The organism is Pseudonocardia sp. NPDC049154 (assembly GCF_040648315.1).
Lineage (GTDB): Bacteria > Actinomycetota > Actinomycetes > Mycobacteriales > Pseudonocardiaceae > Pseudonocardia.
This window is the reverse complement of record NZ_JBEZDN010000005.1, coordinates 104,516-118,186: the sequence shown is the minus strand read 5'-3', so window position 1 is coordinate 118,186 and position 13,671 is coordinate 104,516. Positions and strand designations below refer to the sequence as shown.

The 13,671-nt window shown below is 71.9% G+C and carries 14 protein-coding genes; 1 reads left to right on the top strand and 13 read right to left on the bottom strand.

Going from position 1 to position 13,671, the window contains the following annotated elements:
- Positions 1-133: 133 nt before the first annotated feature.
- The 9 genes from AB0B41_RS05130 to AB0B41_RS05090 all read right to left on the bottom strand — a co-directional run bounded on the left by AB0B41_RS05130 (position 134) and on the right by AB0B41_RS05090 (position 8,411).
- The gene (locus tag AB0B41_RS05130; RefSeq protein ID WP_358199111.1) at positions 134-2,485 is read right to left on the bottom strand and encodes a xanthine dehydrogenase family protein molybdopterin-binding subunit; all 2,352 of its coding nucleotides are present in this window, start codon (positions 2,483-2,485) and stop codon (positions 134-136) included.
- Positions 2,482-2,970, bottom strand: a complete 489-nt coding sequence (locus tag AB0B41_RS05125) for a (2Fe-2S)-binding protein (protein WP_358199109.1) — start codon at positions 2,968-2,970, stop codon at positions 2,482-2,484. Before AB0B41_RS05125 ends, AB0B41_RS05130 begins: the two co-directional genes overlap by 4 nt.
- Complete coding sequence (locus AB0B41_RS05120) at positions 2,967-3,857, bottom strand: xanthine dehydrogenase family protein subunit M (RefSeq protein ID WP_358199106.1); 891 nt, start codon at positions 3,855-3,857, stop codon at positions 2,967-2,969. The genes AB0B41_RS05125 and AB0B41_RS05120 overlap by 4 nt, the downstream gene beginning before the upstream one ends.
- A complete protein-coding gene (locus tag AB0B41_RS05115) occupies positions 3,854-4,090 on the bottom strand; it encodes a hypothetical protein (RefSeq protein WP_358199104.1) in 237 nt (78 codons plus the stop codon). The genes AB0B41_RS05120 and AB0B41_RS05115 overlap by 4 nt, the downstream gene beginning before the upstream one ends.
- 581 nt (positions 4,091-4,671) lie before the next feature.
- On the bottom strand, positions 4,672-4,959 hold the full coding sequence (locus AB0B41_RS05110) for a zinc-binding dehydrogenase (RefSeq protein ID WP_358199102.1): 288 nt from the start codon (positions 4,957-4,959) through the stop codon (positions 4,672-4,674).
- 6 nt (positions 4,960-4,965) lie between these two features.
- On the bottom strand, positions 4,966-5,481 hold the full coding sequence (locus AB0B41_RS05105; protein ID WP_358199223.1) for a zinc-binding dehydrogenase: 516 nt from the start codon (positions 5,479-5,481) through the stop codon (positions 4,966-4,968).
- Positions 5,482-5,662: 181 nt separating this feature from the next.
- A complete protein-coding gene (locus tag AB0B41_RS05100; RefSeq protein WP_358199100.1) occupies positions 5,663-6,526 on the bottom strand; it encodes an IS3 family transposase in 864 nt (287 codons plus the stop codon).
- Complete coding sequence (locus AB0B41_RS05095) at positions 6,523-6,831, bottom strand: transposase (RefSeq protein ID WP_358199098.1); 309 nt, start codon at positions 6,829-6,831, stop codon at positions 6,523-6,525. The genes AB0B41_RS05100 and AB0B41_RS05095 overlap by 4 nt, the downstream gene beginning before the upstream one ends.
- Before the next feature lie 410 nt (positions 6,832-7,241).
- The gene (locus tag AB0B41_RS05090; RefSeq protein ID WP_358199096.1) at positions 7,242-8,411 is read right to left on the bottom strand and encodes an acetyl-CoA C-acyltransferase; all 1,170 of its coding nucleotides are present in this window, start codon (positions 8,409-8,411) and stop codon (positions 7,242-7,244) included.
- Positions 8,412-8,470: 59 nt separating this feature from the next.
- On the opposite strand from AB0B41_RS05090, the gene AB0B41_RS05085 reads away from it, so the two are divergent.
- Positions 8,471-9,244: an SDR family oxidoreductase gene (locus AB0B41_RS05085; RefSeq protein ID WP_358199093.1), complete on the top strand. Its 774-nt coding sequence runs from the start codon at positions 8,471-8,473 to the stop codon at positions 9,242-9,244.
- A gap of 24 nt (positions 9,245-9,268) precedes the next feature.
- Here the strand turns inward: AB0B41_RS05085 and AB0B41_RS05080 are convergent, their stop codons facing one another.
- The 4 genes from AB0B41_RS05080 to AB0B41_RS05065 form a co-directional block, all read right to left on the bottom strand.
- The gene (locus AB0B41_RS05080) at positions 9,269-10,051 is read right to left on the bottom strand and encodes a PaaX family transcriptional regulator C-terminal domain-containing protein (protein WP_358199091.1); all 783 of its coding nucleotides are present in this window, start codon (positions 10,049-10,051) and stop codon (positions 9,269-9,271) included.
- Positions 10,052-10,134: 83 nt separating this feature from the next.
- Positions 10,135-11,745 (bottom strand): AMP-binding protein, encoded by a 1,611-nt coding sequence (locus AB0B41_RS05075; protein ID WP_358199089.1) that lies wholly within the window; start codon positions 11,743-11,745, stop codon positions 10,135-10,137.
- Complete coding sequence (locus AB0B41_RS05070; RefSeq protein WP_358199087.1) at positions 11,742-12,575, bottom strand: ABC transporter ATP-binding protein; 834 nt, start codon at positions 12,573-12,575, stop codon at positions 11,742-11,744. Before AB0B41_RS05070 ends, AB0B41_RS05075 begins: the two co-directional genes overlap by 4 nt.
- A complete protein-coding gene (locus tag AB0B41_RS05065; protein ID WP_358199085.1) occupies positions 12,556-13,668 on the bottom strand; it encodes an ABC transporter substrate-binding protein in 1,113 nt (370 codons plus the stop codon). The genes AB0B41_RS05070 and AB0B41_RS05065 overlap by 20 nt, the downstream gene beginning before the upstream one ends.
- Positions 13,669-13,671: the final 3 nt, after the last annotated feature.

The following is a 13,671-nucleotide window of genomic DNA, read 5'->3' as shown; positions in this document are numbered from 1 at the left end:
CGCGGGACCACACCTCCGGGCGCCGAAAGCGCCCGCCCGCACCCGCACCGGCTTGCCCGCCCTGGATGCCGACCCGCATGCGGGCTCAGTACGGGCGGGTCCCGTCGCCGTCGGAGAACTCGAGGCCCGTGCCTCAGCCGTCGATCACGCCCAGGGCTTCCAGTACCCGCGTCGGGGTGAGCGGCGTCGCGGTGATCCGCCTGCCGCCGACCTGGGCGAAGGCGTCGTCGACGGCGTTGAGCAGGGCGGCCGGGGCGAGCACGGTGCCGCCCTCGCCGACCCCGCGCGAGCCCACCATCGTCGGCGTCTCCAACTCCATGTGGACGATCTCGATCTCCGGCACCTCGGGGGCGCTGGGCATGAGGTAGTCCATGAACGTGCCGGCAAGGTACTGCCCGTCCTCGCCGTAGGCGGAGTGCTCCAGCAACATCCCGCCGAGGCCCATCGCCACCCCGCCGATCACCTGGCCGTCGACGACGGACGGATTGATGATCTTCCCGCAGTCCTCCACGACGAGGTAGCGCGGGATGGTGATCTTGCCCGTCTCCTGGTCGATCTCGACCCAGCAGGCGTGGCTGCCTTGCCCCCAGCCGCCGTTCTCACCGTCGTAGACCGCGGTGGCCTCCAGGTTGAGGTCCACGCCCTGCGGCATCATCGCCGGCGCCATGTAGCAGCCCATGGCCAACTCGGCGAGCGCCACCTTCGAGGCCGGCGCGCCCTTGACCGAGATCACCGAGTCCTCGATCTGCAGGTCGTCCGGGTTGGCCTCCAGCATCGCCGCGGCGATTTCCAGCACCCGCGCCTTGACCTCGCGGGCGGCGACCATCGCGCCGCCGGTGGCCATCATCCCGGCCTTCGAGCCGCCGGTGCCGATCATGGTGAAGACGGTGGCGTCCGTGTCCCCGAAGACGATCCGGACGTCGTCGAAGGCCACCCCCATCTCCTCGGCCACGACCTGCGCGAGCGTGGTCTCGTGCCCCTGGCCGTGCGGGATCTGGGTGGTGAACGCCGTGACGTGGCCGTCCGGCTCGATCCGCAGCCGCACCGGCTCGGCGCCGAACGGGAAGCCGATCCTGCCCCAGAACTCCGGCGTGCCCGGCGCGGGCTCGTAGAACGTGCCGACCCCGAGCCCGAGCAGCCTGCCCTCCGCGAGGGCCGCCTTCTGCTCGGCCCTGAACGCGTCGAAGTCGATCATCGACACGAGCTTCTCGAAGGTCTCCGCCGCGGTGACGCCCTCCATCGTGAAGCCGCCGCCACTGATCACCGGCTGCTCCGAAACGGGCACCAGGTTGCGCTGCCGCACCTCCACGGGCGTGAGCCCGACCTTTGCCGCGATCAGGTCCATCATCCGCTCGCGGACCAGCGTCTCCACCGCCCACGGGCCGCGCAAGGAGATGTACGACGCCTTGTTCGTCGCCGTGACCTTTGCGCTGAACCGGTAGGCGGGCACCCGGTACGGACCGGGCAGCATGTAGCCTGCGATGTTCGTGACCACCGGGGCCGGCGGCATGATCGGGTAGGCACCGGAGTTCATGACCATGTCGGCCTTGATCCCGAGGATCGTGCCGTCCGCCTTCACCGCGGCCTCGATCGTCACGGTCTCGTCCCGGGCCGCCCCGCCCGCCGTCAGGTTCTCGTTGCGGTCCTCGACCCACTTCAGCGAGGCGCCCAGGTGCTTGGCGGCGGCGCAGAGCGCCACGTCCTCCCGGTAGATCGAGAACTTCAGCCCGAAGCTGCCGCCGATGTCGCTGGTCACGACCCGCATGAGGTGGATCGGCTGGTTGATGAAGCCCGAGACCAGCAGCCGCAGCAGGTGCGACGTCTGGGTGGAGGCCTCGTAGGTCAGCTGCCCGGTCGAGCGGTCGAAGGTGGCCACGCCGCCGCGGCCCTCCATGGGCGCGCAGCCCCAGCGGTGCTGGTCGATGCGGTCGGTCAGGACGTGGTCCGCCTCGGCGAACGCCTTGTCGACGTCCCCCTCCTCGAACCCGCCGGAGTACACGACGTTGCCGGGGACCTCCTCGAACAGCTGCGGCGCCCCCTCGGCGAGGGCGTCCGTGCTGCTCACGACCGGATCCAGCAGGTCGTAGTCGACCTCGATCAGGCCGGCAGCGTCCTCGGCGACGTAGCGGTCCGAGGCGACGACCAGCGCGATCGGCTCGCCGACGTACCGCACGATGTCCACCGCCATCGCCGGGTAGGTCGGGCTGTTGAGGCCCGGGATCGGGGCACCCAGGACGAGCGGGTTGGTGAACGCGGCCATGTCCGGGCCGGTGATCACTGCGACCACGCCCTCGAGCTCGCGGGCTGCGTCGACGTTCAGCTCCGCGATGCGCCCGTGCGGCACGGTACTGCGGACGAAGTGGGCGGTCAGGGTGGAGCGGTCGCCGGCGTCGTCGATGTACCGGCCGGTGCCGGTGAGGATGCGGACGTCCTCGCGACGCTTGACCGCCGCCCCGACGATCCCGCCGACCACGCTCGAGCTCATCGCTCCTCCCCCGCGAGAACAGCCTCGGCACCGTCGATGATCTTCTGGTAGCCCGAGCAGCGGCAGATGTTGCCGGACAGCTCCTCGCGGATCTCCGCGCGCGAGCGCGGGCACGGAAGGCCGGCCGTGCGCTCCTGTTCCATGCCGTAGATCGCCATGACGAACCCGGGCGTGCAGAACCCGCACTGGAACGCGCCGCTCTCCCACAACGCCGCCTGCACCGGATGCATCTCTCCCGGTGGCGCGACGCCTTCCACGGTGGTGACCTCGTGACCGTCGGCGTGCACGGCCAGAGCGAGGCACGAGCGGACGGTCTCGCCGTCGAGCAGGACCGTGCACGCCCCGCAGACCCCGTGCTCGCAGCCCAGGTGGGTGGCGGTGAGGCCGAGGTCGTGGCGTAGGAAGTCCGCCAGGGTGCGGCGAGGCTCGACCGTCGCCTTCCGGACGGCGCCGTTGACCGTCACCGTGATCTCCCGCTCGCTCACGGGTTCCTCCTCGCGGACTCGGTGGCACGTTCGGTCGCCGTGGCCAGAGCGCGCCGGACCAGGACGCCGGCGACGTGCTTGCGGTAGGCGCCGGACGCATGGAGGTCCGACGCCGGGTTCAGGCCTGCCGAGGTGGCCGCCGCCGCTGCGGCGAACGCCTCCTCCCCCGGGGTGGCACCCCGCAGCGCGGCCTCGGCATCCGGGGCGCGCACCGGGGTGAGTCCGACACCGGAGACGGCGATCCGGACCTGCTCGATCGTGTCTCCGGCGAGGCTGAGGTGCACGGCCACGCCGGCCATGGCGAAGTCCCCGTGCCGGCGGGCCACCTCGGCGAACGCCGAGCCGCATCCCGGTCCGTCGACGGGGAAGCGGACCGCGGTGAGGATCTCCTCCTCGGTGAGGGCTGTGGAGAGGAAGCCGTCGAAGAAGTCCGCAGCGGCGATCGTGCGCTCCCCCGCGGGCCCCTGCGCGACCAACTCGGCGTCGAGGCAGAGGGCGACGGTGGGGAGCTCGGCGGCCGGGTCGGCGTGGGCGATGCTGCCGCCCACGGTGCCGCGATTGCGGATCGCCGGGTGTCCGACCTGACCGAGGGCGTCGACCACGAGCGGCACGGCGGTCGCGACCCGGTCGGAGCGCTCGGCCACCCGCTGCCGGCACATGGCCCCGACTGTGAGGAACGCGCCGTCGAGGCGGATCTCCGAGATGCCCGTCACGGCATTCAGGTCGATCACGTGCTGCGGCTGGCTCAGCCGCAGGTTCAGCAGCGGCATCAGGCTCTGGCCGCCCGCCATGACCTTCGCCTCGCCCGGGTCGTCGAGTCCCGAGAGGATCTTCACCGCTTCGTCGACGGAGGTCGGGCCCCAGTGCTCGAAAGGTGCCGGCTTCATCCCTCACCCCTTTCCACTGAAGTCGCGACGGGGAGGATGTCGCTGATAACGATGACCACAGACTGGCGTGACGCGCACGACACTGTCAAGCCGTCGAAGTAGGCATCCTTCTCAGGGTCGCCGAGGGCAGCGTGGTCACCGAGACGGACCCGCCGCCAGGCGTCGGCGAGCCTGCCCACATAGCGCTCGAGCCTCGGAACGACGACCACGGCCGCATAGATCGCGGCAGCCACCGCCCGTCGTCTCACGCACTGCCAGCGCGGCCGCGAGCCCGCCGACCCGGCGCGCGTCCCCAGCGACGGCGGCCGCGCAGGCTTCCGGGTGGCTACCCACCACCTGCGCCCAGACCGTCGAAGTGGCGACGACGCGCCCGTCCTCGTGCACGGCCCGTCCCTCGGCGGCGCCCCCTGGTGTGGTCGCTGTGCACCACGTGCGCCTTGGCCGACACCCGGCCCGTGGCGGGAAGCGGGACGGGGAAGCTCATGCCCAGCTCGGTGGTCACCGTCCAGTGGCCCGAGGGCATGCAGGTCAGCACGGCCTGCCCCAGACGTCGTCGAGGAGGACGGACAGGGCTCCCACCGCCGTCCGCCCATCGGGACGGCCGGGCCCGTCGCACAGCCAGACCCCGGAGGCACCTGGCGCCGGACGCCCGTCCTCGGCCTGCCCGCATGGGTTCGAGGTCGAACAGCTCCTCCGGCCTGCCGTGCGGGGTGATCACGGGTGGCAAGGTCGACAGCCCCTTGCCCTCGAGTTGACTCGGTCCGCCTCCTACGCCCTCGCGCCTCACCGCGCTCGGCTCGACCTGCCGCAAAGGTCACGATCCGATGTCCAGCACGACCTTGCCGGGGCCCGCGCCGGACTCCAGGTAACGGTGCGCGTCCGCCGTCTCGGACAAAGAGAAGACGCCTGCGATCGGCGGCGGCGCGATCCCCTGTCGCTCGATCAGGTCGACCAGCCCCGTGAAGTCGGCAGGGCTGCCCATCGTGGTGCCGAGCAGGTCGTACTGGCCAAAGTAGAACCGTCGCACGTCCAGATCCGGGCGTTCGGCGGAGACGGATCCCAGGACCACGACCCGTCCGCCGGGCCGCACCGCCTCGAACACGGAAGCCTAGGAACCGACGGAGTCGAGGACGACGTCGAAGCCGGCCTTCCCCGGGGAGAGGGCGCGGGCCGCGGCGGGCCAGTCCGCGTCGCGGTAACTCACCCCGCCCGCGGCGCCGAGCCCGACGCCGGCGTCGATCTTGGCCGTGCTGGAGGAGGTCACGTGAACGCTGGCCCCGATCGCGGACGCGAGGATCACGGCCATGGTGGCGACGTCGCCGCCCGCGCCGAGGACCAGTAACGACTGGCCCGGCTCCAGCCGTGCCCGGGTGAAGAGGGCGCGGTAGGTCGTCAACCCGACGAGCGGCAGCGCCGCCGCCTGGGCCCAGCTCAAGCCCGCGGGCTTGGGCACGACGCATTCGTCCGGTACCCGGACGTACTCGGCGTAGGTCCCCGGCCGGTGATCCCCGAGGATCTCCTCGCGGGCCCGGGGACCGCTCATCAGAGCCCACCACAACGACGGGAGGACGAGGACCTCGCTCCCGTCGTCGGCCCGGATGCCCGCGCCGTCGGCGCCGGGCACGTGCGTCAAGGGCGAGCGGTACCTGCCCTGCCGGACGAGCACGTCGTGCCAGTTGAGGGCCGCCGTTGCCAGCCGCACAACCGTGAAGCCCGGTTCGGGCTCGGGGTCCGGGAAGCCGCCGTACTCGAGTCCTGACGCATGGGTCTGCCCAGACTTTGGTTGACCCGAGTCGGGTAGGCGTTCACGCCGCGTGAGCGGCCGAGGCGAGTATCTCGAACTCGACTGGGGTGAGCCTGCCGAGGGTGTCTTGGCGTCGTCGGCGGTGGTAGGTGGTCTCGATCCAGGACACGATCGCCAGGCGGAGCTCGGCGCGGGTGCGCCAGCGGCGGCGGTTGAGCACGTTCTTCTGCAGCAGGCTGAGGAACGACTCCATCGCGGCGTTGTCCGCGCAGGTCCCGACCCGACCCATCGATCCTTGGAGCTGCGCTTCACGCAGAACCTGCTGGTAGGCGTGGGAGCGGAACTGGCTGCCTCTGTCGGAGTGCACGATCGCAGTCGCGTCCGGGGCGCGAAGCGCGATGGCGTTGCGCAGCGCGTCCACGGCCAGCTGCGAGGTCATGCGGGCGTCGATGGAGTAGCCCACGATCCGCTTGGAGCAGGCGTCCTTGACCGCGCAGAGGTAAAGCTCCCTGCGCGGTGGGGTGCTCGGTGATGTCGGTGAACCACAACCGGTTCGGCGCCGCGGCGGTGAACTCGCGGCCCACGAGTCGTCGTACACCGGCGGGCCCGGGCGGCGGTGGGAGCCTTGTCGACGGGCGTGGACCGACCACAGCTTCTGCAGTGTGCAGAGCCGGTTCACGCGATTGCGCGAGGCCGTCCAGCCCTGCTGAGCAAGTTCGTCGGTGATGAAGCGGTAGCCGAACTCGGGGTCGTCGTGGTGGACGTCGACCGCAGCATTGACCAGGTGAGCGTCGTCGTAGTCACGGTCGCAGACGGGCTTGGCCCGCCACTTGTAGAAGGCCTGCTTGCTAAAGCCCAGCACCCGGCAGGTCACCGCGACAGGGATCCCGTCGTCGGCGAGGTCGAGGACCAGCGGGTACATCATTGTGGGAGCACGTCACGGGCGAAGTAGGCAGTGGCCCGGCGCAGGATCTCGTTCTCCTGCTCGAGCTGCTTCGCGCGTTTGCGCAGCTCGCGGTTCTCCGCCTCCAGGTCGCCCTCGCCCGCCCTGGCCGGCGCGGCGGGTGTGTCCGGGGCGATGCCGTCCTCGCGGTCGGCGATCTTCAACCAGCGTGACAAGCAGGACTCCGAGATCCCGAAGTTCCGCGCGACCGCGGCAATGGACTGGCCGCCCTGACGGGCGACAGCGATCACGTCGCGGCGGAACTCCATCGGGAACGGCTTGGGCACGATGTCGATCCTTCCAGCGAGGACCACGTCCTCACAGGCCAGGAGTCAACCGGATCCTGGGCAGTCCCTTGGTCGTCTCGGGGGCTCTCGGCTCGGAGCTCTGACATCGTCGTGCAGCTAGCCACGTCGCTCTGGAGGGGCCGCCTAGCCTGACAGTCCGCAAAGAGGTCGCGCTGACATCAACGAGTCGACTGAGGCAGGACAAGAACTCGACGGGCTCACGATTCCCCGAACCCGTCGAGTTCGACCACGACCCAACCGCTACCGAGGTCGTCGAGTTCTGCTTGGAACGGGCTTGACCCTCGACCTGGAGCGCCTCGTTTCAGGGCAAGACACTCTGCCGCCGACGTACAAGAGGTTCTGCGGGTGGGCCGGGAAGCGGCTGGTTCTCGGTGGTTCTCGTCGCGGAGTCAGAGCCGCTCGAGCACCGTGGCGGTACCGAGGCCGCCGCCGCAGCACATGCTGACCAGGCCGTAGCGGCCGCCGGTGCGCTCGAGCTGGTTCAGGGCGCGGGTGAGCAGGATGCCGCCCGAGGCGCCGAGCGGGTGACCGAACGGGATGGCGCCGCCGTCGATGTTGACCTTGTCGCCGTCGACGCCGAACTCCTTCTGCCAGGCCAGGACCACGGCGGCGAAGGCCTCGTTGACCTCGAAGACGTCGATGTCGTCGATCTTCAGCCCGGTGTCGGCGAGCACCTTCTCGGTAGCCGGGATCGGGCCGGTCAGCATCAGTACCGGGTCGCTGCCGACGAGCGCGGAACCGACCAGCCGGGCGCGTGGCGTGAGCCCGAGCGCCGACGCCTTGCGCTCGGTCATGAGCAGCAGGGCGGAGGCACCGTCGGAGATCTGGGACGAGGTGGCGGCGGTGTGCTTGCCGCCGCCCGCGCGGTCGGGGAGGTTCGGCTTGAGCTTCGCCAGGCCCTCGGCGGTGGTGGCGCGCAGCGCCTCGTCCATGGCGAAGACGGTGGTGCCGCCCTCGCCGTCGGCCACCTCGATCGGGACGATCTGGTCGACGAACCGGCCGTCCGCCACGGACTCGGCGGCGCGCTGCTGGGCGCGCAGGGCGTAGGCGTCGAGGTCCTCCCGGGTCAGCCCCCACTGCTTGGCGATCCGTTCGGCGCCCTCGAACTGGGTAGTGACCTCCCAGTGCTCGCGGTAGCGCGCGTTGCGACCGGTGCCGTAGGTCGGGTCCGTGCTCGCGTTGATCGGCACCTGGTCCATCGACTCGACGCCCGCGACGACGGCCACGTCCACGATCCCGCCCGCCACCAACCCGTGCGCGAGCGTGGTCGCCTGCTGCGACGAGCCGCACTGCGCGTGGGCCGTCGACGCGGGCACCTCCACCGGGAGCCCCGCGCCGAGCCACGCGTTGCGCGTGATGTTCCCGGACTGCTGGCCCACCTGGTTCACGCAGGCGCCGACCACCTGCCCGACCTGCCGCGGGTCCAGCCCGCTGCGCTCGAACAGCCCGAGCAGGACGTCTCCCAGCAGGTCCGGGGCCTCGACCCCGGCCAGTGTGCCCTTGCGCTTGCCGATCGCGGACCGACAAGCCTCCACCACGACGACGTCCTCAGCAGCCATGACACGTGACGTTACACTCCCGTCGTCGACTGTATAAGTGACGTAACAAGGGGGATCGGATGGCGATGCTGCCGTCGGACGCGTTCCGGGACCGGGTGTGCGTCGTCACCGGGGGGACGTCGGGGATCGGCAAGGGGATCGCGCTCGGCCTGGCCCGCCTCGGCGGCACCGTCGTGGTGCTCGGGCGGAACCAGGACCGGATCGACGCGACGCTCGACGAGGCCGCGGGTCTCGCCGTCCACGCCCTGCCACTCGACGTCCGGGTGCGTGCGGACGTCGAGCGGGTGTTCGCCGAGGTCACGGCCACCCACGGGGTGCCGACGGCGCTGGTCAACGCGGCGGCGGGCAACTTCCGGTGCGCCCCGGAGGAGCTGAGCCCCAACGGCTGGGCGGCGATCACCGACATCGTGCTCGACGGCACGTGGCACTGCACCCAGGTCTTCGCGCGGGGGTTGCTCGCGGCCGGTCTGCCCGGCGCGGTCGTGTCGATCGGCAGCAGCAAGGCGCACACGGGCGGGGCGGACACCGTGCCGTCCGCGGCGGCGAAGGCCGGGGTGGTGGCGGTCACCAAGTCGCTCGCCGCGGCCTGGGGCGGGCGCGGGATCCGGCTCAACATCGTCTCGCCGGGGGTCACCGCAGGCACCGGGGCGATCGAGCAGTTGTTCGCCGCCCCCGGCTCCCTGGAGACGGACCTCGCGAAGGTGCCGCTCGGCAGGCACACCACGCTCGAGGAGATCGTCGACGCCGTGTCCTACCTCCTCAGCGACTACGCGTCGGGGACGACGGGGGCCGAGCTGTCGCTCGACGGCGGCCGCTCGCTCGGGATCGGCTAGCGATCCTCGGTCGCCAGGTAGGGCCTAGCGGACCGCCGCGCGGCGGAAGTCGCGCGCCCAGCTCAGGAAGATCTCCTGCCAGAGCCGGTCGAACTCCTCGAAGGCCGCCCGCAGCGCCGGACCCGGCCAGTCTGGTGGGAGCAGGGTCGCGGGCAGCAGCGGGTCGTCGAGCAGCAGGCGAAGGGTGTCCGCGGAGAGCACGAACGCCTCCGCGAGGCCGTCGCCGCCGCGCTCGCGAAGGTCCGCGAGCCCGGCGCGCAGCCGCGCCTCCAGCGCGACCGCCGCCGCGGCCCAGTCCCCCAACGGCCACAGCCGGGCCGTGAGCTCGGCGCCCGGCGTGTGCGGGCGCATGGTGAAGGCCTCACACTGCGCGGCGACGACCGCCAGGTCCTCGGACCCGGGCTCGCGGATGAGGTTCGCAGGCCGGATCCACACGCCCTCTCGCAACTCCGCGAGCAGCAGCCGGCTGCCGGCCGCGCGCAGTGCGTAGCGGGCCTGGTGGTCCCGCTGCGGGGCCTGGACCACGAACATCTCCCAGTCCCCCGACCACTCCACCTCCGCGGCGAAGCGACTTCCGTCCTGGCGGCGACGACGCTCGTCGAGCCGACCGGCCAGTCTGTAGCGACCGGACTCCTGGGTGATCTCCCCGCTCTGCGACATCCGGGTCAGCGCGACCCGCGAGGTGCCCTCCGCGATTCCGAACAGGGTCGCGAAGTGCACCAGAAGGTCCGCGCGCAGCCCCCGCGGGCTACCCATCAGCGCCGACAGGATGATCGAGCGGGCGGACAGGGGTCGGCTCGCGGGCACCTCGGCTCCTCAGTTGGGTGGTCGGCCATCCTATCCGGCCGCGTTCGGCGCGGTCGGGCGCGGTCGGGCTCGTTCAGCCTCGTTCAGCCCGCGAGCGGGCGGCCGGTCCGGCGGATCGCCTCGTCGAGCGCGGCGGCGTCCGCGGCGGTGAGCGGGCGGAACGCGGCCCGGGTGTCCGGGCGCCACCAGACCGGATCGGTGGTGTGCCAGCGCTCTCCCTGCAGCCCGCGACCCAGCAGCTTCTGGGTGGCGGTCCGTGGGATCGCCGCGGTCACCCGCACGAACCGCGGAACCTCCTTACGGCTCAACGCGCCCTCGGCCACGAGCCCGTCGAAGAACGTCGCGGGATCGAGGCCGCCGGGAGCCGTCAGGACGATCATGAGCGCGTCGTCGGAGCCGGGGTCCGGCACGGCGAACACCACGCAGTCCCCGACCTCGGGCCGGTCGCCGACGGCCGTCTCGATGCGGTGCGGGGACAGGTTCTCGCCGTCCACGCGCACCATGCCACCGGCCCGCCCGGCGAAGTAGAAGTTCCCCGCCTCGTCCCGCCAGGCGAGGTCACCGCTCCAGTACCGGCCGTCGCGCAGCCGCTCCGCGTCCGCCTCCGGGTTGTTCCAGTAGCCTTCGAAGTTGCCGGGGCCGTCGACCCGGACCATCTCACCGACCTCGGGCCCCAGGGTGCCGAACTCGCCGTCGGGCCCGCGCACGGCCCGCGGGCACTCGCGCCCCGTCCGCGGGTCGAGGATCCGGACGTCCCCCGCGACCGCGATCCCGAGTGAGCCGGGCGGGTTGTCGGGGCCGCGGCGCAAGCTGATCGCGCCCTCGGTGGTGCCGTAGACGTCCACGACCCGGCAGCCGAACCGGGCCGCGAAGGCGGCGATGTCCGCGTCGGCGGCACCGTTGCCGATCGCCACCCGCAGCGACGAGCCTGCCTCCGGCTCCGGCTCCGGGTCCTGGGCCAGGATGTAGTGCAGCGTCCGCCCGACGAACGTGGTGTGCGTCGCGCCGAACCGCCGCACGTCGACGGCGAAGTTCGACGCCGAGAACCGCGGCCGGGTCGCGATGGTCGCCCCGACCATGATCGCCGGCACCAACAGCCCGGCCATGGTGCCGGCGTGGAACATCGGCATGGCGAGGTAGACGGTCGAGTCGGCGTCGAGCCCGGCGTCGACGACGAGCCCGGTGGCCCGTCGGACGAGGTGGCGGTGGCTGTGCCGCACAGCCTTCGGACGCGCCGTGGAGCCGGAGGTGAACATCAGGACGAGCAAGTCGTCCGCGGTCGTCCGGGGCGCGGTCGGCGGCTCGCCCGCGACCGACCAGTCCGCGGTCTCCACGTCGACCACCGGCACGTCCGCCGTGAACGGGCGGTCCGCGAACACGAGCGCGACGTCGGTGTGCGCGAGGTCCCCCGCCAGCTCGATCGAGCTGCGGGTGCTGTTCAGCGCCACGGCCACGTGCCCCGACAACGCGACCGCACCGAGCGAGAACAGGTAGTCCGGCCCGTTGTCCAGCAACAACCCGACGTTCCGGCCACCCCCGGGCCCCCACTCCCGCAGCCACTCGGCCCGCCGGTCGCACTCCGCCACGACCTCCCTCCAGGACCACGTCCGCTCGCCGACCACCAGGCCGGGCGCCGGGTCGTCCGCCCGCGCCCGGAACAGGTCCGCCACCGTCCGCGGGTCCGGCACGCTCATCGCGCCTCCGTCCCGGCGATCTGCGCGGTGACCTCGCGGCGCAGGTGGTCCCACAGCCGCGACCGCAGGGCCCCGAACTCGGCGGTCTCCCGCAGGTCCGACGCGCGCGGCCGTGGGAACGGCACCACGGTGTCGTCCCGGATCGTGCCCGGCCTACGCGACATCACGACCACCCTGTCCCCCAACAGGATCGCCTCCTCCAGGGAGTGCGTCACGAACACCACCGTGCCCCCGGTGCTCTGGTGCAGGGCGAGCAGCTCCTCCTGCAGGATCTCGCGCAGCTGGGCGTCGAGGGCGGCGAACGGCTCGTCCATCAGCAACAGCTCGGGCTCGACCACGAGCGCCCTGGCGATCGCGACACGCTGCCGCATGCCGCCGGAGAGCTGGTGCGGGTAGGACCGCGCGAAGGCCTCCAGCCCGAGCTTGCGCAGCCACACCCGGCTGCGCTCGCGGGCCTCCTGGGCGGGAATGCCGCGGGCGCGGAGGGCGAGTTGCACGTTCCCCTCGACGGTCTTCCACGGGAAGATGCCGTAGTCCTGGAAGACGGTCGCCGTGCGCGCGACGGTGTCGTCCCGGAACCGCAGGCGCATCCGCCCGGCCGTGGGCTCCAGCAGACCCGCCGCGATCTTCACGAACGTCGACTTGCCGCACCCCGACGGTCCGACGAGGCAGACGAACTCCCCCTCCCCGACCTCCAGGTCCAGCGGTCCGAGGGCGTGCACGGCGCGCTCGCCCACCCCGAAGGTCATCTCCAGCCCCTCGGCTCGCACCGCCGCGAGCCGCGTGGGGGCGGCGGGCGCCGCCGTGGTCTCAGCTGCCGAACCGGACACCGTGGGCCTCCTCGAGCAGAGTGCGGTCGACGACCCGGTCGTCGGGAAGGATCTCGCTGTACTGCAGTGCGTTCGTCTTGCGGTAGGTCTGCTGGAGCGGCTCGGACGTGTTCGTGCGCACCAGCAGGTCGAACACCGGGCTCGGGGTCTTCACCAGCTCCGCGGGGGTGGTCCCCATCATCCGCGCGACGTCGGCGACCACGGCGGGATCGGCGTGGTAGTCCCCCGCGAACGTCGTGTTGACCGTGCGGCTGACCGCGCGCAGGAACGCCACCGCCGCGTCGCGCTTCGCGTAGAACGACGGGCCGGCGATGCAGCCGAGCAGCGACTCCCCCGGCGGCGTGGTGCTGCCGAGGAACTCGAAGTTCCCACTCTGCTCCAGAGGGACCCAGCGCGGGTCGAGGAAGATGCCGGCGTCGATCGCACCGGCTTCCAGGGCCTGCTGCATGTCCGGCCCGGAGACCGTCTTGACGGTGTCCCCGCTCAGGTCGCCGCCGCCGGCGGCGGTGAGCATGCGGTCGACCGGGTAGAGGCTCGCCGAGCCGGGACCGGCCGCGGACGCGATCACCTTGCCCTGCAGGTCTGCCAGTGAGGTGCCCTTGCGCGCCCACAGGCCGGACTTCGACGACGCCGGCGTCGCGATCGAGCCGGTGACCCACTTGATGTCGAAGCCCTGTGCGATCGCGTTGTACATCGGGGCGTTGGGCCCCGAACACGCGAAATCGATGCGCCCCTGCGCGGTCAGGGTGTACGCGTCGGCCGAGGGCAGGTTCTGGATCTCGACGGTGAGGTTCTCCTTCTCGAACTCGCCGTGCTCCTTCGCCCAGTACCAGGGCGCGGCGAACTCGAAGCCCGTCGGCATGTTCATCACGATCGTCGCGGGCTGGACCAGCGGCTTCGGCGCGGGCGCCCCGGGGGCGCATCGCGCGACCGGCCCGCCCGGGGCGGCGCTGACGCCGTAGCCCTCGCAGCCGGCCTCCGGAGTGAGCGCACCCGCCACCGAGTCCTTCGAGGTGGCGGTACCGCCGCCGGTGGCGCAGGCCGCCACCAACAGGGGCACGAGCAGTAGCAACGCGGCACGTGAGCGTCTCAACAG

Excerpts from the sequence above, each read along its gene's own strand:
- AB0B41_RS05130 (WP_358199111.1), bottom strand. The coding sequence starts at position 2,485 with ATGAGCTCGAGCGTGGTCGGCGGGATCGTCGGGGCGGCGGTCAAGCGT.
- AB0B41_RS05085 (WP_358199093.1), top strand. The coding sequence starts at position 8,471 with ATGGCGATGCTGCCGTCGGACGCGTTCCGGGACCGGGTGTGCGTCGTC.
- AB0B41_RS05090 (WP_358199096.1), bottom strand. The coding sequence starts at position 8,411 with ATGGCTGCTGAGGACGTCGTCGTGGTGGAGGCTTGTCGGTCCGCGATC.
- AB0B41_RS05075 (WP_358199089.1), bottom strand. The coding sequence starts at position 11,745 with ATGAGCGTGCCGGACCCGCGGACGGTGGCGGACCTGTTCCGGGCGCGG.
- AB0B41_RS05120 (WP_358199106.1), bottom strand. The coding sequence starts at position 3,857 with ATGAAGCCGGCACCTTTCGAGCACTGGGGCCCGACCTCCGTCGACGAA.
- AB0B41_RS05100 (WP_358199100.1), bottom strand. The coding sequence starts at position 6,526 with ATGATGTACCCGCTGGTCCTCGACCTCGCCGACGACGGGATCCCTGTC.